This window comes from Actinorectispora metalli (assembly GCF_056323685.1).
This window is the reverse complement of the sequence record NZ_JBREYE010000001.1, coordinates 194,666-211,769: the sequence shown is the minus strand read 5'-3', so window position 1 is coordinate 211,769 and position 17,104 is coordinate 194,666. Positions and strand designations below refer to the sequence as shown.

The following is a 17,104-nucleotide window of genomic DNA, read 5'->3' as shown; positions in this document are numbered from 1 at the left end:
CCATGTACGACCTCTCGACCGAGTTGACCCAGTGGCGGGCCGCGGGGGAGAGCTTCGCGGTCGCCACCGTCATCGACGTCGCGGGCAGCGCACCCCGCGAGCTTGGCGCCGCGATGGCCGTCCGCTCGGATGGGCTGGCCATCGGCAGCGTGTCCGGCGGCTGCGTCGAGGGTGTGGTCTACGAATTGGCGACCGAGGTACTGCGTGACGGCATGCCGCGCCGCGAGCGGTTCGGCTACTCCGCTGACGACGCGCTGGCCGTCGGCCTGAGCTGCGGCGGCGAGATAGAGGTGTTTGCCCAACGCGCCGACCAGCGCGGGCTGCACGCCGCGCTGAAGGCGGCCGCCGACTGCCTGCCGGTGGCGCTGGCTCGGGTGGTGGACGGACCGCTGTCGCTGGTCGGCCGCGCCCTCGCGGTGTACGTGGACCGGGTCATCGGCAGCACCGGCGACCGCGGCCTTGACGCCGCGATCGTGGACGAGGCCAGGGTCATGCTGGACACCGCCCAGAACGGCCTGCGCCCGTTCGGCCGCCGCGGCACCTGCGACCCCGATCTGCGGGTGTTCATCGAAAGCTGGGTCGCGCCGCCACACCTGATGATCTTCGGGGCGGTCGACTACGCGGCCGCGCTCGCCGAGGTCGGCAAATTCCTCGGCTACCGCGTCACCGTCTGCGACGCCCGCGCGGTGTTCGCGACCAGAGACCGGTTCCCCTGCGCCGACGAGGTCATCGTGGACTGGCCGCACCGCTACCTCGCCCGCACCGACACCGACGCCCGCACCGTGGTCTGCGTGCTCACCCACGACGCCAAATTCGACATCCCGCTGCTCGTGGAGGCGCTGCGCAGACCCTTGGGCTACGTCGGGGCGCTGGGTTCCCGCCGCACCCACGAGGCCCGCCTGGAACGCCTTCGCCGGGAAGGCCTGAGCCCGCTGGAGTTGGCCCGGCTGCGCTCGCCCATCGGGCTGGACCTCGGCGGCCGGACGTCGCAGGAGACCGCGCTGGCCATCGCCGCGGAAATCGTCGCGCTCCGCCGCGGCGGCACCGGGCACCCGCTGTCCACTATGGCCGGGCCCGTGCACCGCAGAGGTCCGGTGTCCTTCCGCCGCACCGGAACCGCGTGAGTGATTACCCAGGAGTCATTAGCCCTAACGGACTGTCACTTCCTCGGCACTTCGCTGCCCGATATGTGCATACCGTGCAGGTTGGTGGCCGGCATTCGACCGGTCCCGGGCTCGGACGGCGGCGGTACTTCCCACCCCGGCACGCGTCGCCGCCCGGCGCCCTTCCGCGACCACGAGGAGAACCCATGAACGTGAAGATCACGTCCGCGGATCGGTTCTGGTGCGTCGACACCGGCCAGGACGGCGGCACTCACCTCTCCGCCGCGATCAACGGAACACCGCTGACCCCGAGGGCCCGTGCGGTGGAGGTTGTCGCGGTCTGCGGCCGAGGCTCGTTCCGCGCCACCTACGTCTGGCCGTCCAACCCTTTTGACGAAGCTCAGAAGTGTCCGGTCTGCTCCAGATTGAACTGACAATTCGCCGCAAATCCGACACCTGTCCGAATTGCGCACCCCCGATCGGTGGCCCGCCCCCGGCGTCCGGGTCATCCTGTCCCCGCATATGCCGCGAGCGGCGCGAACTCCGAACTTTCCGTTCGCGGATCCACCCTGAAAACGGGTTAGCCTTGGGTGCTTGCGAAAGGACGTCAAGGCATGATGACCAGCAGGTCGGTATTGCTCGCACCGGACAAGTTCAAGGGCACCCTGACCGCGGCGCAGGTGGTTGACCACCTCGGCGCGGGGCTCGCGGAGACACCGGTGCCGCTGCGCAAGCTGCCGGTGGCCGACGGCGGCGACGGCACCGTGGAGTCGGTGATCGCGGCCGGGTACCGCCGGATCAGAGCGGGTGTTCTCGGTCCCACCGGCGACCCGGTCACCGCCAGCATCGGTGTCGGTGACGACACCGCCGTGGTGGAACTCGCCGAGGCATCCGGCCTGCGCCTGATCGAGCCGAAGCTGGCGCCGCTCACCGCGGGCAGCTACGGCACCGGCCAGTTGATGAGCGCCGCTCGGCGCTCGGGCGCCCGCCGGGTGGTGTTGGGCCTGGGCGGCAGCGCCTGCACCGACGGTGGCGCGGGCATGATGCGTGCGCTGGGCGCCCGCCTCATCGACGCCAAGGGCCGGGCGCTGCTGCCGGGCGGTGCGGAACTGCGCAGGCTGCACCGCTTGGACCTCACCGAACTGCGGTGGGATCGCGAGTTGGTGTTGGCCAGCGATGTGGACAACCCGCTGCTGGGCGAGAACGGCGCCGCCGCCGTGTACGGCCCGCAGAAGGGCGCGACGCCCGAGCAGGTGCAGGTGCTGGAGGAAGGCCTGCGCCGATGGTCGACGGTGGTCGCCGAGACGCTGGGCGCCGACCTGTCCACCCACCCCGGCGCGGGCGCGGCGGGCGGCGTCGGCTTCGCCGCGCTGGCGCTGCTCGGCGGCAAGTTCCGGCCCGGCATCGAGTTCATGCTGGACCTGCTCGGCTTCCACGAGGCGGTGCGGGAGGCGGGGCTGGTGATCACCGGCGAGGGCTCGCTCGACGAGCAGACCCTCCGCGGTAAAGCCCCCGCGGGCGTCGCCGCGGCGGCGAAGGCGGCCGGGGTGCCGGTGATCGCGGTCTGCGGACGCTGCACGCTGACCCGCGAACGGCTCGCCCTGGCGGGCATCTCGGCGGCATACGCCTTGACGGACCTGGAGCCCGACCCGGCGCGCTGCATGGCCGACCCCGGCCCGCTGCTCCAGCAGATCGGCCGTCAGATCGCCAGGGACTGGCTGTGACGGTGGTCGTCCTGCCGCGGCGACTCGCCCTCCGGTGCGTGGCCGCTATCGGTCAGCGCAGGCAACTCGGTCGCCGGATCGCCGAGGGCCTGCCGTGACCGTTGCGGGTCTGCTCCTGGCAGCCGGCGCGGGCCGCCGCTACGGACTGCCCAAGGCGCTGGTCCGCTGGCGCGGTCGGCTGCTGGTCGAACACGCGTACTCGGTGCTCCGCGACGGCGGCTGCGACCCGGTGGTCGTCGTGCTCGGCGCCGCCGCCAGGGAGATCCGCGGCCAAGCCGCACTGCCCGACGCGATACTCGTCGACAACCCCGACTGGCCCACCGGCATGGGCGGCTCGCTGCGCACAGGTCTGTCCACTGCGGAGGAACTGGACGCGAGCGCCGCGCTGATCCTCCCCGTCGACATGCCCGCCGTGACCCCTGAGGCCGTCCGCCGCGTCGCCGACGCCGACGGCCCGGACGCGCTGGTGGCGGCGGGCTACCACGGCCGCCGCGGACACCCCGTGCTGCTCGGCCGCACCCATTGGCCCGAGGTGTCCCGCCTCGCCGTCGGCGACGCAGGCGCCCGCCCCTACCTGCAAATCCACCCACCGCGGCTGATCGCCTGCGAGGACGTGGCCGATCCGCATGACGTCGACCGGCCCGCCGACCTCCACCCCTGAGTGACCTGTGCCACTCTGGAAGCACGGAAGTTCCATTTCACACTGGGGTGATCGAAGTGAAGTTCTGGGGTAGACCCATGCTCGCACTGCTGGTGCTGACGGCGTTCCTCGCGCCGGCCGCCCAGGCGGAGTCGGCAGGTGTCAGCGTCGCCGCCACGTCGTGGACCAGCGCCAAGACCGGTTGGGTGCTGGGATTCGCCGATATCTGCACCGGCCGCACCTGCGCGGCCGTGCTGCGCACCGAGGACGCGGGTGCCACCTGGCAACCCGTGCCCGCGCCGGATGTGGCCAGGTCCGAGCGCGACCGCAACCGCATCGTGTTCGCCGACGACCGCAACGGCCTGGTCACCGACGGCGAACGCGTCTTCAGCACGCACGACGCGGGCCGCAACTGGAAGCCGGTGGAACTCGGCGTCCCACCGGTCACCATCGGCGCCATCGCGGCCGACAAATCGGCGTTCTACGCACTGGTGCACAGCGGCGAAGCCAACAGCACCCGACTACTGCGGTCCACAGTGGACAGCAATGAGTGGGTGCCGGTGAGTGGCGTGGAGATCACGGGCGCCGCCGACGGCGACCTCGCGGTGCGCGACGGCAGCGCGTTCGTCAGCCTGTCGCGGGTGTTCGAGGAAAGCCGCTACTGGGTGGGCAGCGGGGGAGAGTGGCGCGAGCACGCGCCTCCGTGCGCACTGGAAGCCGCGGTCGAACTCGCCGCCGCACCGGGCACCGCCGTCTTCGCCTCGTGCAGTTGGAACCCGGGCCAGGGCTTCATGTTCAAGGAACTCAAAGCCTCCAAGGACGGCACCGCGTTCGACTCCGTGAGCAAGGCCCCGCAGGAGGGCATCACAATCGACCTGGCCGTCAGCCCGTCCGCCACCGCCTACATCTCCGCGGTAGGCCTCGGCGCGGGCTTCATCCACCGCGGCACGGCGGGCGGAACCGTGTGGGACACCCCGTTCGCCGAAGCGGGTTTCCCGCTGTACGACCTGGCATTCCAGACCGCCGTCCAAGGCGTGTTCGTCCGCGACGCCGAGGACACCCAGGTCGGTTCCCTGTACCGCACCTGCGATGCGGGCACCACCTGGAAGCCGCTGAGCCTGACCGCGAACAACGGCACCTGCTGACGAAACCGGAGAGGGCCTGGCGGGGTGCCAGGCCCTCTCCGGTCGAGGTTGCTATGACAGGCGGCACCCGTCGGGGGCGGCCGTCAGGTTGTACTCGCCGTACCAGCCGGTGCCGACGAGCTTGCCGACGCCGCGGCCGGTGTCGACCCACTTCTCGCTGTAGGGCAGGTACCGGTACCAGAGCAATTCGCCGCCGTTGTCGGCGCGGGCGCCGTACAGGGTGTCCGCACCCGCCGAGAAGATGCTGTTGAACATCTGCCAGCCGACACCGGCCGCCTTGGCCTCCTGTGTCCACTCGCCGGTGCCCGCGTTGTAGACGTTGCGGTACAGGTTGCCGTTGTTGGCGCGGGCGTAGATCACGCCGTCACCAGCCGCGACGATCAGGTTGTACTGGCCCCAGCCGTCCTTGAGTACCCGGTGCTCCCACTTCTTCGTGGCGAAGTCGTAGTTGCGCCAGTGCAGCTTGCCGTCCGGCTCCACGGTGTAGATCGCGCCGCGGGTGTCCACGGTGATCCGGTTGCGGTACTCCGCGCTCGCGTAGCGCTCCCAGCCGTGGTCGATGACCTGGTACTGCGCGCCGCCCCAGGTGTCCCAGCCGCTGCCGTTCCACCGGAGCCTGCGCAGCTGCCCGTTGTCCACCGCCGCGTACACCAGGCCGTCCGGGCCTGCCACGGTGCGCGCGCCCAGCCAGCCGTTGCCGATCTCCTTGCCGCCGCCGTTCACCCAGGTGAACTCACCGTCGCGAGGGCTGGTGTGCTGGTACAGGTGGAAGGTGCCCGCCGAGTTGCGCCGGGTGATGAACACATCCGCCGCGGGCTTGCAGGTGATCGCCAGGTTCGAGACGTGCTTGCGGAACCAGTCCCCGATGTCGTCCACGCGGGTGTCCACGGCGCCCTTGCGGGTCTCGGTCACGCCGATGCAGCCGCCCTGCCAGGACGCGCTGTTCACCGCCGCCAACTCGATGACCCCGTTGACCACCCGGTAGGCCGGGCCGCCCGAGTCGCCCTTGCACAGGCTCGCGTCGCCGCCCAGCGCGATGCTGGTGGCGGTCACGCTCTGCACGGTGAACGCCCCGAGGTGCAGCTTGTCCGGGACCCACTCCGTCGCGGTGCGCCCGAAGCCGCCCGCCTTCAGCGTCTCACCCGGCGCCGGCGCGGTGGCGGACAGCTTCACCGGCGCGAAGGCCACCGGCGTGGCCAGTTTGGCCAGCACCAGGTCGCGGTCGGTCCGCGGCACCAGTTCGACGACGTCGACCTTGGTCGGCGCCGCACCGGAGAGGACCTCCCGGCCCACGGTGGCCGTAGTCGGCAGCGTCGGCGCCCCCGGCTGGACCTGGGAACCCGATTCGGCGAAACAGCTCGCGGCGGTCACGATCCACTGGGCTTCGACCAGGGCGCCCGTGCAGCTTCGCTGCGGGCCGGGGCCGATGTCGAGCTTGGCGATGAACGGGTGGCTGCCCGCCGCCACCGCATCGCCGCCCGCGACGCCGTGGGCCTGCGCGCCGCTGAGCAGCCCGGCCGCCACCGCCGCGGTGAGCAGCCCCGTCATCCACGCCTTGGGCGTGCTTCTTCCTGTCACTGCGTTGACCCCCATCAGACGAAGACCCGGCTCGGTACCGGGATCTCGGCGGATGACGCGAAGCACTCGCGCCATCTCGCGTTGTCGGCGATGAACTTCCTGCCGTCGGAGCGGGAAACCTTCACCGGTTTGAGCCTGCGCTCGGCGGAATCCGCTCGGCGCCCGGACTGTCGAATTGCCACAATGCGCGCGCGAGCCCCCGCGACGATGCCCCATCCTCCGTGCGTCGGAAAACCCCAGTACCGGGGAGGATGAACAGCATAAATTTCGGTTCGGCCACAAAACAAAGTCGGCCAGATAACTATGGAGAGAATCACAACCTGTAACGCCTGATGACTTATGCCGTTTCGCCGGAGACGATCCGACTGCTCCCGACGCCGCATAATGTGATCTCAGGCCACCTGTTTGCGCAGTCCGCAGGCCAAATTCGGACGGACCGCACCCACGAGTGGGGGAGAGAAGCAGCTCTACGAAATACTCCGTTCGGTCGCCCGGAAATGCATTCCCCCAAATCGCCTCACATTTCTCCCCGGCGGTATTCGGTTACGGCATCGAGGCGCATAGCGGCGAAGCATAGGAAGGCGAAGTGTCCGAACAGGACGGTTTTCGATCTTCCTGTTTCGACAGCGAACCGGAGTTGGTTGAATCCGGAGCGTGACGGAATTGCGTCGATAGCGGAGCCGGTCTGTTGCGCTCGTTGGCGGGCTGTCATGATTGAGCTCTCCGGCGGGGTGTTCCCCGTTGACGAGATCCGGACTCGCGGTCCTTGGCGTCGCCCGGGTGTCAATGGTGATGTTCTCACCTATCCGCCGCCGGTGCTTGCGTGACGAAGGAAGGTGGCGCATGACCTTGTCACGACCTGAAGGTCTCAACCAGGAGCACGGCCGGTTCGCCGAGGCTCGGGCGACAGAGAAGGCGCACAGCGACATCCAGAACAGCAGGGCAGCCCGTACCGTCGCGGTGCACTCGTCCAACGCCGAGGACTGCGCGAGCCTGCTGGCCATGCTCGGGCTGGAGGCCCAGGAGGGCAAACGGCACGAGCGGCACGGCTGACACCGGTGAGCGGTGGCGCGGCTCTCGCCCGCACCACCGCTCACTAACGTCAGGCGTAGCCGCCCGCGACCTGCTCGTACCGCGCGGCCCAGTCCGGGACCTCCTCGCCGCCCAGGTATGCCTCCAGGCGGTCCAGGAAGGCGTGGGTGCCGGGCGCGAACCCCTGCGCCTCGCGCGTGGACAGCCCGCGGTGGGTCAACGTCAGCAGGGTGCCATCACCCTCCGGGGTCAGTTCGTAGCGCACCACGCTGTCGGTCACGATCCGCTGCCGCCACTCGTGCTCCAGCACGTGCGGGGGATCCCAGACGAGGATCTTCCCGGTCAACCGCTTCGCGTCCGGAGGCGCCGGGGTGTGCGGCTGCATGTCGATGCTCCCGCCCGTTCGCGGGTCAAGCGTGGTCTCGCCGAACCAGACCGCCCGCTGCCCCGGATCGGTGAGCGCCGCCCACACCGCATCCACCGGATAGGGCAGCCGCCGTCGAAACGTCAGGACCGCGTAGTCCCCGTCGATGTGCAGGCTGCCGTTGCTGTCGCTCATCGCTGTCCTTTCGCGAGGTGGACTTCGAGCGCGTCGAGGTGCTCGGGCCAGCAGCGGCGGTACCGCCGCACCCATTCGGCGATCTCCACCAGCCCGTCGGGCCGAAGCGCATAAATCCGCCGCTGCCCATCCGGCCGGACCTCCACGAGACCCGCCTCCCGCAGGATCCGCAGGTGCCTCGACACCGCGGGCTGCGTCAGCCGCGGCAGGCCCGCCACCAACTCACCCGCCGAGCGTTCCCCATCGGCCAACGCGTCCAGCAACGCCCGCCTGCTGGGTTCCGCAACCGCCTCGAACACGTCCATATATCAAGGATAGCGTATATAAGGATAAGTAGATATGTCAGCGTGGGTTTCGGCGTGAGGCGTGCGTGGGAAGTGCTCACTCACCTGCGATGAGGAGTGCGGAGATGAAGCGGTGGCCCTGCCTGCTTTTCGCTCTGCTGTTGACCGCGTGCGGCGGAGTGCGGTTCGGCGAACCCGCCGATACCGGTCCCAGCGTGACCACCATGGGTTTCGGCCTGCCCGATGAGCACGCCACCGCGCGGGTGGCGGCCTTCCGCGAAGCCAACCCCGGTGTGCCGGTGCGGGTGAACGAGGGGAAGTTCGAGGAGCAGCAGTTCCTGTCGGCGGTGGCGGGCGGCAGGCCGCCGGACGCGTTGTACGTGGACCGCGCCAAGCTGGGCAGCCTGGCCGCCCGCGGCGCGGTCGAGCCCTTGGACGACTGCGTGCGGGAACACGGCGTCGACCTCACCCAGTTCCGGCAGGCCGCGCTGCGCCAGGTGACCCTGGACGGCCACGTCTACGGCCTGCCCGACTTCAACATGGTTCGGGTGGTGGTCAGCAGCGACCCCGTCCTGGACGCGGCGGGAATGCGGGCCGCCGAGGCGGCTGTCGCCGACTGGTCGCGTCTGCCGGAGGTGACCTCCCGGCTCGCCGACCTCCCCGGCGGTTCCCTGCGGCGCATCGGCTTCGACCCCGTGGTACCCGACTACTTCCCGCTGTGGGCCAAGGCCAACGGCGAAGACCTGATCAGCGAGGACGGCCGGACCCCAAGGCTGGACGCGCCTGGCGTGATCGAGGCCGCCGAGTTGACGGTGGGGCTGGTGGACCGGCAGGGCGGCTGGCCGCGGTTCAAGGCGCTGAAGGACTCCTTCGACTTCCACGGCGCCAAGAACCAGTTCACCACCGGACAGCTGGGCTTCATGGTGGTGGAGGGCTGGTACCTCAACACCCTCGCCGCGAACTCACCGGACGTGCCGGTCACCGTCGCCCCGTTCACCGACCGCCAGGGCAGGCCGATCAGCTTGGCGTCCGGCCAGGCCTGGGCACTGCCCAAGGGCTCGGCCCACCGCGCCGAAGCCTGCCGCTTCATCGTCACGATGACCGCGGCGAAGACCTGGGAACGCGCCGCCCAGGCCCGCCGCGACGCGCTGGCCAAGAAGGGCAGGACCTACTCGGGCACCTACACCGGCAACCGCGTCGCCGACGAGCGGATCTTCGCCGACATCTACAACGCCCAGTCCAATCCGCTCATCGACAGCGGTGTCCGGGTCGCCCTGTCGTTGCAGGACAAGGCCTTCGCGCTGCCCGCAAGCCCGGTCGGCTTCGAGCTGATCAAGGCCTACGAAGCCGCCCTGAACCGCGCCCTGACCGGACGGCAGACCGTCCCCGAAGCCCTGCGCCAAGGCCAGCGGGAAGTACTGGCCGCGCTGGCCAGACGGGAGGGCTGAGCCGTGCGGAGCGAGCGGAAGTGGGTGTGGTTCTTCCTCGCGCCGTGGCTGATCGGGTTCGCCGCGTTCACCGCGGGCCCCATGCTGGCGGGCCTGGCGCTGTCGTTCACCCGCTACGACCTGATCAACCCGCCGACCTACGCGGGCCTGGACAACTACCGCACGCTGCTGGCGGACCCGAAGGTCACCACAGCCCTGGGCAACACGCTGTTCTACACAGCGCTGCACGTGCCGCTGAACATCGCGCTGGCCCTGGCACTGGCGGTGCTGCTGCACCGGGTGGGCCGCGCCGCGGGCTTCTTCCGCACCGTGCTGTACCTGCCGGTGATGATGCCGCCGGTGGCGATGGCCGCGTTGTTCCTGCTGCTGCTCAACGGCAGCACCGGCGCGGTCAACGCCTTCCTCGGACTGCTCGGGATGGACGGTCCGAACTGGACGACCGATCCGAACTGGATCAAGCCCGGCATCGTCATCATGCAGCTGTGGACGGTCGGCACCACCACGGTGATATACCTCGCCGCCTTGGCGGGCGTGCCCGCCGAGTTGTACGAGGCGGCCCGCCTTGACGGCGCGGGACCGTGGCGCCGCTTCCGGCACGTCACCCTGCCCATGATCAGCGGCACCGTGTACTTCACGGTGGTGGTCAACACCATCGGCTCGCTGCAGCTGTTCAGCGAGGCGTACGCGATGTTCTTCGGCGCGGGCACCCAGAGCTCCGAAGAGGGGGATGCGGCGTTGTTCTACGTGATCTACCTGTTCCAGCAGGCGTTCGAATCCCTGGAGCTGGGCTACGCCTCAGCACTGGCCTGGCTGCTGTTCCTGGTGATCTTGCTGATCACCGTCATCCAGGTGCGGCTGAGCCGCCGCCTGGTGCACTACGAGGCCCAGCGGTGAGCCCCCGCAGATGGGCGGTGGGCGCCGCGCTGCTGCTGATCTCCGCGGCGTTCATTTACCCGTTCCTGTGGCTGGTGTCCGCATCCCTCAAGCAGCGCCAGTTCGTCTTCGACCACACCCTGCTTCCGCGGCCGTTCGCCTGGGAGAACTACGTGGAGGTATGGGAGAAGGTCCCGATGCTGGTGTGGCTGGGCAACAGCGCCGCCGTCGGCCTCGCCGCCGCAGGCACGGTGACCCTGTCCAGCGCCATGGTCGCCTTCGGTTTCGCCCACTTCCGCTTCCCCGGCCGCAACGCGGCGTTCGGACTCGTGCTCGGCACCATGATGCTGCCCGCCGCCATCACCATGGTCCCGGTCTACCTGGAGTGGAACGCCCTTGGCCTGGCCGACACCCAAGTCCCGCTGTGGGCGCAAAACCTGTTCGGCTCGGCGTTCTTCATCTTCCTGCTCCGCCAGTTCTTCCTGGCCCTGCCCCCGGACCTGTTCGAGGCAGCCAGGATCGACGGCGCGAGCTACCCCCGCCTGTTCTGGAGCATCGCCCTGCCCCTGGCCAGACCGGGCCTGATCGTGGTGTTCATCTTCGAGCTCAAGAACAGCTGGGTGGAACTGCTGGACCCGCTGATCTACCTCCGCGACCCCCAGCTATACACCCTGCCCCGCGGCCTGAAGGTGGTCCTCGACAACTTCGGCCAAGCAGGCGGCGAGGCCGAATGGCAACTGGTGATGGCCGCCAGCGCCATCTCGACCCTGCCCATGATCCTGATGTTCTTCCTCGCCCAGCGCTACTTCGTCCGCGGCCTCATCACCGACCACCAACAGCGCTGAGCGGCGGAGCCGGGATCTTCGCCTCCTGCTCGAACATCGCCGTCCTGACCTCTTCGAGCACAAGGAAGACTTTGCTGTAGGCGTCCGCCTGCGCGGCGATGTCGACCAGCGGAATCTCCCTGGTGAACTGCCCGCCAGCAACGGTCACCCGCAAACTCAGCACCTCGGCCTTCCGCTTGAGCTCGACATGAAAGGACCAGGCCGCGGCGATGGGAAGCCGCCGAACCGGCGCCCGCGGGGCAGTCCACGTCCACGCATCGACAGCCGAAGCGACAAGCCGAAGGGTCAGCACGGCCCGTCACCGGAGTCCAGTCCCGGCAGCCCGGCAGCGAGATCGGGAAGCCGTCCGAACGGGGAGAGCGGCGGGAAGCCTGCCAGCTCTTCGCAACGGACGGCGAAGTCGCGGAACGCCTGACTCGCCTTGAGTGCGAATTCCCTCGCCGTGGCGTAGCCATCGGGTTGCGGGACCTGAAGGGCGAACTGGCCGCCACCGAAGCCCAGAATCGCCGAGGGATTCCCCGGCACATGTTCGACGAAGGCTGCGTCCGAGGACTCATCCGGCTGAGCCATCACGTAGAAGGACACACTCTCACTCCCTTTCGCTTGTGGTTGCTTTCTACAAGCGTCGGTATCAAGTCGTCGCATCTAGAGCGCGCGGATGTCTCATCTGGTGTAGCGAGGGCTCTGGTAGTCGCGTTCTTGTCTCATCCCGCTGCTAGGGTCGAACAACGCGACGAGGAGGATCGGGTTATGAGTGCTGAAACCGGAACGGTACTCAAATTCTTGTTGCAACGGAGACATCTGCAAAGTCATCAGGCGTTCTGCAAGGAGTACCGGAAGGCAGCACGCCTGATCGATCCCGGCCTTGAAGCGTCGTATCCGAGCAAGGCGCAGTTCTACCGCTGGCTTTCGGGAGATCTGCGCGGTTTGCCGTTCCCAGACCACTGTCGTGTGCTGGCTCGCATGTTTCCGGACCGTACTGCGGAGCAGCTCTTCGCTCCGTGGTCGAACGAGTCGGATCAGGCCATACGGACGGAGGCCGATACAGCCGCCCAGCTCCAAGGCCTCTCCTCGGTGTTCATCAGCCGTTCGGAGTTCATGAACCACCTGCCTCCGCATGTCTTGTTCGATGGTGCTCAGCTGATTCGGGTAGCGGGCCTCTCACTGAACATCCTCTGCCAGAACTACTCTGATCAGTCGTTGGTCCGGCTCTTGTCGGAAGGCCGGAGGGCGCAGGCCTTGTTCCTCAGGCCAGATGGTGAGGCGATGAAGATCCGCGAGAGAGAAGAGGGTCATCCGAGTGGCGTACTCGCGTCACTCACCGAGCTGAACATGAAGCATCTGCTCCGTGTGCGTGACTCGGTGGGAAGGGGTTCGGAAAACCTTGAGATACGAGTTCACGACGAAACACTCAGACTCAATCTGACCTTGATCGATCAGCGGCTTTGCGTCGTTCAGCCCTACCTGTCGGGCACCCGCGGTATCGACTCCCCGACATTCGTGGTTGAAAGAACCGAGGCAGGGGGACTCTACGACGTCTTCAATCGAGACTTCGATTCGCTGTGGAACGGGGGCGAGGGCCAGTGAGAGAACTCGATCACCTACTCGGGTTGGCATTGGACGCCGTTCGGCTCGCCACAAAACTCGTCCAAGGGAGCATCCCGAGTGTCGTGCGCTCCAAAGGCGACCGCGACATGGTGTCGGATGTTGATCTTCTCGTGGAGCGGACGATCAGAGATCATCTCGCCGAGCAGGAGCCTGACATTGCTTTCCTCGGGGAGGAGATCTCGCAGCTGCTCCCCGGTGAGACGGACACGTTCTGGGCGCTCGATCCGATCGATGGCACAGCCAACCATGTCCACGGCTTGCCGCTCTGCGCTATCTCATTGGGGTTGGTCCAGGATGGAGCGCCTGCTGTCGGAGTCGTGTCGCTGCCCTTCCTCGACATGAGCTACTGGGCGACCAATGGCAACGGTGCGTATTCCAGTCGCGGGCGGCTCGCCGCGCGTCACGAAGTGCGCCTTCAAGACTCGATCGTCTCCATCGGCGACTACGCCGTGGGCCATGGAGCATCCGAAAAGAACCGCATCAGGCTGCGACTCACCGAACTCCTCGCCGCCCGCGCCCAGCGAATCCGCATGCTCGGCTCCGCCGTCATCGACCTGGTGTGGGTCGCCGAAGGCCGCCTGGGCGCCAGCATCATGCTCGACAACAACCCCTGGGAAACCCCCGCGGGCGTCCTCATAGCACGGGAGGCAGGCGCTGTCGTGCTGGACGAGTCCGGAAACCCACACGCTCAGCACTCGTCCAGCACGATCGCCGTCGCACCCGGCTTGGTGAACGAGATCATCGCTCTCCTCGACGAGGCCACGGTGCCTTGAGTTCTAGGAGTTCATATGTGGCGTAAGGACATCACGCACTCGAACTTGCTCACCGTGACCAGGGCCAGCCGTGCCACGCTGCTCGCCGGAGTTGAGCAGGGCGATCCCGGGCCACTTCGGAACACGCCGACGGCCCACCGGACGGACGTAAGCCTGGGCAATGTCGTCTCGGAGAAGGCAGCAGCGTGGTTTCGGAAGTGGGCCGTTGAAGGCGACACCGCGACGCTGAGAACCAACTCCCTCAGTGTTGTCGCCAAGCTGCCTGGCAGGCAGAACGCCGACCTGGTGATCCAGGTACTGGAGAATGATCCCAAGGTGCGTCGACTGATCGTCGCGAGTGAGATCTCCCGGCTCACTCAGTGCGATTGGAAGGTCGCGCTTCGGGGCGCGGATGACCCCACCACAATCCCCGAGCCGCGAAAACTCGCGCCAAAGCTGGCTAAGGGCGCGGTCAATCCCAAGGGCACCGAATCTCGATGGGCATGCGCCTATTTGCTTGCGCGGATGGTGCCTGTCCTCGGACGATAGGAACGTCGGCCTGCTCGCCGGTCAGCTGAACCGGTCCGCGTTGTCGATCGCCCACTGCGCGTAGGGCTTCGCGGGGCGGCCGGTGACCCGTTCGACGGTGTCGACGGGTACCTGTGGGTGGTGGGTGCTGAGTTCGAACCCGTCGAGCAGCCAGTCGGTGACTTCCGCAGGCAGCTTGTCCTTCCACAGTTCGTGAGTCTGCTCGCGGGTGAGTTCCTCGAAGCGGACCTCCCGCCCGATGGCCGCGCCGATCAGCTCCGCCTGCCGCCGCTGGGTGATGCTCTCCGGTCCGCTCAGCTCCAGCTTCTGGCCGCTGAAGACGTTGTCCCGCAGTACGATTCCCGCCACTGCGGCGATATCGCCCAGGTCGATCGGTGTCTGGGCGGCCTCCGGGTATGGCATCCGCACGACGCCCTCCGCGCGGATGGACTCCGCCCAGTCCAGGGTGTTGTTCATGAACGCGCCGGGCCGCAGGTGCGTCCACTCGAAACCTGCGTCCTCCACTGCCTTCTCGACCGCGTGGTAGTGCCAGGTTTCGGGGTCGCCGCTCGCTTCGTCATCGGCACCGCTGCCGGACAGTGTGACCACTCGCCGCACGCCTGCCTGCTTCGCCAGCTGTGCGAATTCCCGCACCGTCGCCGGTAGCGGCGCGAGGTAGACGGTGTCGATTCCCTCCAACGCCGCGGGCAGGGTTTCCGGTTTGCCGAGGTATCCGACCGCCACCTCCACTCCGGCCGGAAGCGCCGCCTTCTTTGGGTTCACGGTCAGCGCCCGTATGTCGGCGTCCGCCAACTCATTCACCACGAGCCTGCCCACGCTGCCGGTCGCTCCGGTCACCAAGATCGTCATGCTCACACCCCCGAGCTAACTGCGTATGCTGTACGGAGAATCTAGCACGGGAATGCCATGGCGGGGGGCGCCTCGGGATTCCTAGGCGCCCAGCACCTCGAGGATTTGTTCGCCGTACTTCGCCAGCTTGTTCTCGCCGACGCCGTTGATGATGGCCAATTGGTCCAAAGAGGATGGTTGGGCGGTGGCGATTTGGCGGAGGGTGGCGTCGTGGAAGATGACGTAGGCGGGGACGCCCTGTTCCTTGGCGGTGGCGGCGCGCCAGGCGCGTAGCTGTTCGAACAGGGGGGTGGCCTCGGGGGAGAGGTCGGCGGGTGCGGAGCGCTTGGACTTGGCGTCCTTGGCGGTGCGGGCCTTGAGGACCTTTTCGGGCTCGCGGCGCATCGGCACCTTGTGTTCGCCGCGGAGTACGGCCTGGCTTTCGGGGGTCAGGGCCAGGGTCGAGTACTCGCCTTCGACGCGGAGCAGTTGGCGGGCCAGGAGTTGGCGGATGACGCCGCGCCAGCCGGTGTCATTGAGTTCGGTGCCGATGCCGAAGGTGCTCAGGACCTCGTGGCGGTTCTGCTCGACCTTGGGGGTGCGCTTGCCGAGCAGGATGTCGATGATCTGGCCCGCGCCGAAGTGTTGGCCGCGTTCGTGGTCGAGGCGCCACACGGTGGACAGCACCTTCTGGGCGGCCACCGTGCCGTCCCAGGTCTCCGGTGGGGTCAGGCACGTGTCGCAGTTGCCGCAGGTAGAGCCCTGCTGGCCGAAGTAGTTGAGCAACTGGGTGCGGCGGCATTCGATGGTCTCGCACAGCGCGAGCATCGCGTCGAGGTGCCTGCCGGAGCGGCGGCGGTGCGCCTCGTCGCCCTCGCCGTTGTCGATCATCTTGCGGAGTTGCACGACGTCCTGCAGGCCGTAGGCCAGCCAGGCCGTGGAGGCCTCGCCGTCGCGGCCCGCGCGGCCCGTTTCCTGGTAGTAGCCCTCAACGGACTTGGGCAGGTCCAGGTGTGCGACGAAGCGGACGTCCGGTTTGTCGATGCCCATGCCGAAGGCGATGGTGGCCACCACGACCAGGCCGTCCTCGCGCAGGAAGCGGGACTGGTTGGTGGCGCGGGTGCGGGCGTCCAGGCCCGCGTGGTAGGGCACCGCCTTGACGCCGTTGTCCACCAGGAACTCCACCGTCTTCTCCACCGAGGCCCGCGACAGGCAGTAGACGATGCCCGCGTCGCCGTCGTGCTCGGTGCGCAGCAGTTGCAGTAGCTGCTTCTTCGGCTCGTTCTTGGGGACGATGCGGTACTGGATGTTGGGGCGGTCGAAGCTGGAGACGAAGTGCCTGGCCTCGGTCAGGTTCAGCCGGGTCGCGATCTCGGCGCGGGTCGCCTCGGTGGCGGTGGCGGTCAGCGCGATGCGGGGCACGTCGGGCCAGCGCTCGTGCAGATCCGACAGGGCCAGGTAGTCCGGGCGGAAGTCGTGGCCCCACTGGGAGACGCAGTGCGCCTCGTCGATGGCGAACAGGGCGATCTTGCCGCGGTCCAGCAGCCGCAGCGTGGACTCCACCCGCAGCCGTTCCGGCGCCAGGTACAGCAGGTCCAGCTCACCGGACAGGAACGCCTCCTCCACCCGGCGGCGCTTCTCGTGGTCCTGGGTGGAGTTCAGGAAGCCCGCCCGCACGCCGAGGGCGGTGAGCGCGTCGACCTGGTCCTGCATCAACGCGATCAGCGGGGACACCACGACGCCGACGCCGGGTCTGACCAGCGAGGGGATCTGGTAGCACAGCGACTTGCCGCCGCCGGTGGGCATCAGGACCAGCGCGTCGCCGCCTGCGACCAGCGAGTCGATGATGTCCTGCTGCTGTCCGCGGAACGAGTCATAGCCGAAAACCCGGCGCAGTACCCGCAGCGGCTCGGACTCAAGATCGGCTTCGGGGGAAGGCACCGGGCGATTCTAGGAGCATTCGCCCCGCGTCCGTGGCCACTTCCCGCGACCTGTGGACAACTCGCGTTTTCGATCACGATGCGAACCGGAACCGGGCTGGTAGCCGAGCGATAACAATCACTCCGGGTAGGTATTAAGCCTGACCTAACTTAGGTTAGCTTTGCCTCGTCTAGATGGGGTATCGGAAGGGTAGGA

At 68.0% G+C, this 17,104-nt stretch carries 19 protein-coding genes; 12 read left to right on the top strand and 7 right to left on the bottom strand.

Features of this window, described 5'->3' with window-relative positions:
- The first annotated feature begins 2 nt into the window (after window positions 1-2).
- From ACU6XJ_RS00975 to ACU6XJ_RS00955, 5 genes are all read left to right on the top strand, one after another.
- A complete protein-coding gene (locus ACU6XJ_RS00975) occupies window positions 3-1,124 on the top strand; it encodes an XdhC family protein (protein WP_476305813.1) in 1,122 nt (373 codons plus the stop codon).
- Between the two features lie 185 nt (window positions 1,125-1,309).
- Window positions 1,310-1,537, top strand: coding sequence for a hypothetical protein (locus tag ACU6XJ_RS00970; RefSeq protein ID WP_476305811.1), 228 nt, complete (start codon window positions 1,310-1,312; stop codon window positions 1,535-1,537).
- A 180-nt stretch (window positions 1,538-1,717) separates the two neighbouring features.
- The gene (locus tag ACU6XJ_RS00965; RefSeq protein WP_476305809.1) at window positions 1,718-2,827 is read left to right on the top strand and encodes a glycerate kinase; all 1,110 of its coding nucleotides are present in this window, start codon (window positions 1,718-1,720) and stop codon (window positions 2,825-2,827) included.
- A gap of 94 nt (window positions 2,828-2,921) precedes the next feature.
- Window positions 2,922-3,488 carry a nucleotidyltransferase family protein gene (locus ACU6XJ_RS00960; protein WP_476305807.1) on the top strand — a complete coding sequence of 189 codons (567 nt, stop codon included), beginning with the start codon at window positions 2,922-2,924 and terminating at the stop codon, window positions 3,486-3,488.
- Between the two features lie 77 nt (window positions 3,489-3,565).
- Window positions 3,566-4,612: a hypothetical protein gene (locus tag ACU6XJ_RS00955; RefSeq protein ID WP_476305805.1), complete on the top strand. Its 1,047-nt coding sequence runs from the start codon at window positions 3,566-3,568 to the stop codon at window positions 4,610-4,612.
- Window positions 4,613-4,663: 51 nt separating this feature from the next.
- Here ACU6XJ_RS00955 and ACU6XJ_RS00950 read toward each other — a convergent pair whose 3' ends face one another.
- On the bottom strand, window positions 4,664-6,190 hold the full coding sequence (locus tag ACU6XJ_RS00950) for a tachylectin-related carbohydrate-binding protein (protein WP_476305803.1): 1,527 nt from the start codon (window positions 6,188-6,190) through the stop codon (window positions 4,664-4,666).
- Window positions 6,191-7,033: 843 nt separating this feature from the next.
- Between ACU6XJ_RS00950 and ACU6XJ_RS00945 the strand changes: the two genes are divergently transcribed.
- Window positions 7,034-7,243: a hypothetical protein gene (locus ACU6XJ_RS00945; protein WP_476305801.1), complete on the top strand. Its 210-nt coding sequence runs from the start codon at window positions 7,034-7,036 to the stop codon at window positions 7,241-7,243.
- Window positions 7,244-7,292: 49 nt separating this feature from the next.
- Here ACU6XJ_RS00945 and ACU6XJ_RS00940 read toward each other — a convergent pair whose 3' ends face one another.
- Together ACU6XJ_RS00940 and ACU6XJ_RS00935 are read right to left on the bottom strand one after the other, a co-directional pair.
- Complete coding sequence (locus ACU6XJ_RS00940) at window positions 7,293-7,781, bottom strand: SRPBCC family protein (RefSeq protein ID WP_476305798.1); 489 nt, start codon at window positions 7,779-7,781, stop codon at window positions 7,293-7,295.
- The gene (locus ACU6XJ_RS00935; protein WP_476305796.1) at window positions 7,778-8,086 is read right to left on the bottom strand and encodes an ArsR/SmtB family transcription factor; all 309 of its coding nucleotides are present in this window, start codon (window positions 8,084-8,086) and stop codon (window positions 7,778-7,780) included. Before ACU6XJ_RS00935 ends, ACU6XJ_RS00940 begins: the two co-directional genes overlap by 4 nt.
- Window positions 8,087-8,190: 104 nt before the next feature.
- On the opposite strand from ACU6XJ_RS00935, the gene ACU6XJ_RS00930 reads away from it, so the two are divergent.
- From ACU6XJ_RS00930 to ACU6XJ_RS00920, 3 genes are read left to right on the top strand one after another with little or no spacing between them, the layout of a single operon-like run.
- On the top strand, window positions 8,191-9,513 hold the full coding sequence (locus tag ACU6XJ_RS00930; protein ID WP_476305794.1) for an extracellular solute-binding protein: 1,323 nt from the start codon (window positions 8,191-8,193) through the stop codon (window positions 9,511-9,513).
- Window positions 9,514-9,516: 3 nt separating this feature from the next.
- Window positions 9,517-10,407 carry a carbohydrate ABC transporter permease gene (locus ACU6XJ_RS00925; protein WP_476305792.1) on the top strand — a complete coding sequence of 297 codons (891 nt, stop codon included), beginning with the start codon at window positions 9,517-9,519 and terminating at the stop codon, window positions 10,405-10,407.
- Entirely contained in the window at window positions 10,404-11,231 is an 828-nt protein-coding gene (locus ACU6XJ_RS00920) for a carbohydrate ABC transporter permease (RefSeq protein ID WP_476305790.1), read from the top strand. The genes ACU6XJ_RS00925 and ACU6XJ_RS00920 overlap by 4 nt, the downstream gene beginning before the upstream one ends.
- On the opposite strand, the gene ACU6XJ_RS00915 is transcribed toward ACU6XJ_RS00920, so the two are convergent.
- Window positions 11,209-11,523, bottom strand: a complete 315-nt coding sequence (locus ACU6XJ_RS00915; protein ID WP_476305787.1) for a hypothetical protein — start codon at window positions 11,521-11,523, stop codon at window positions 11,209-11,211. The two genes, ACU6XJ_RS00920 and ACU6XJ_RS00915, sit on opposite strands and share 23 nt — an antisense overlap.
- Window positions 11,517-11,816 (bottom strand): hypothetical protein, encoded by a 300-nt coding sequence (locus ACU6XJ_RS00910; RefSeq protein ID WP_476305785.1) that lies wholly within the window; start codon window positions 11,814-11,816, stop codon window positions 11,517-11,519. The genes ACU6XJ_RS00915 and ACU6XJ_RS00910 overlap by 7 nt, the downstream gene beginning before the upstream one ends.
- A 165-nt stretch (window positions 11,817-11,981) precedes the next feature.
- Here ACU6XJ_RS00910 and ACU6XJ_RS00905 point away from each other — a divergent pair, with 165 nt between their 5' ends.
- From ACU6XJ_RS00905 to ACU6XJ_RS00895, 3 genes are read left to right on the top strand one after another with little or no spacing between them, the layout of a single operon-like run.
- A complete protein-coding gene (locus ACU6XJ_RS00905) occupies window positions 11,982-12,818 on the top strand; it encodes a DUF5919 domain-containing protein (protein WP_476305782.1) in 837 nt (278 codons plus the stop codon).
- The gene (locus ACU6XJ_RS00900; RefSeq protein ID WP_476305779.1) at window positions 12,815-13,612 is read left to right on the top strand and encodes an inositol monophosphatase family protein; all 798 of its coding nucleotides are present in this window, start codon (window positions 12,815-12,817) and stop codon (window positions 13,610-13,612) included. The genes ACU6XJ_RS00905 and ACU6XJ_RS00900 overlap by 4 nt, the downstream gene beginning before the upstream one ends.
- A gap of 15 nt (window positions 13,613-13,627) precedes the next feature.
- A complete protein-coding gene (locus ACU6XJ_RS00895) occupies window positions 13,628-14,140 on the top strand; it encodes a helix-turn-helix domain-containing protein (protein ID WP_476305777.1) in 513 nt (170 codons plus the stop codon).
- A 21-nt stretch (window positions 14,141-14,161) separates the two neighbouring features.
- On the opposite strand, the gene ACU6XJ_RS00890 is transcribed toward ACU6XJ_RS00895, so the two are convergent.
- Entirely contained in the window at window positions 14,162-14,989 is an 828-nt protein-coding gene (locus tag ACU6XJ_RS00890; protein WP_476305775.1) for an NAD(P)H-binding protein, read from the bottom strand.
- 81 nt (window positions 14,990-15,070) lie between these two features.
- Entirely contained in the window at window positions 15,071-16,909 is a 1,839-nt protein-coding gene (recQ, locus tag ACU6XJ_RS00885) for a DNA helicase RecQ (RefSeq protein ID WP_476305773.1), read from the bottom strand.
- Window positions 16,910-17,104 lie beyond the last annotated feature (195 nt).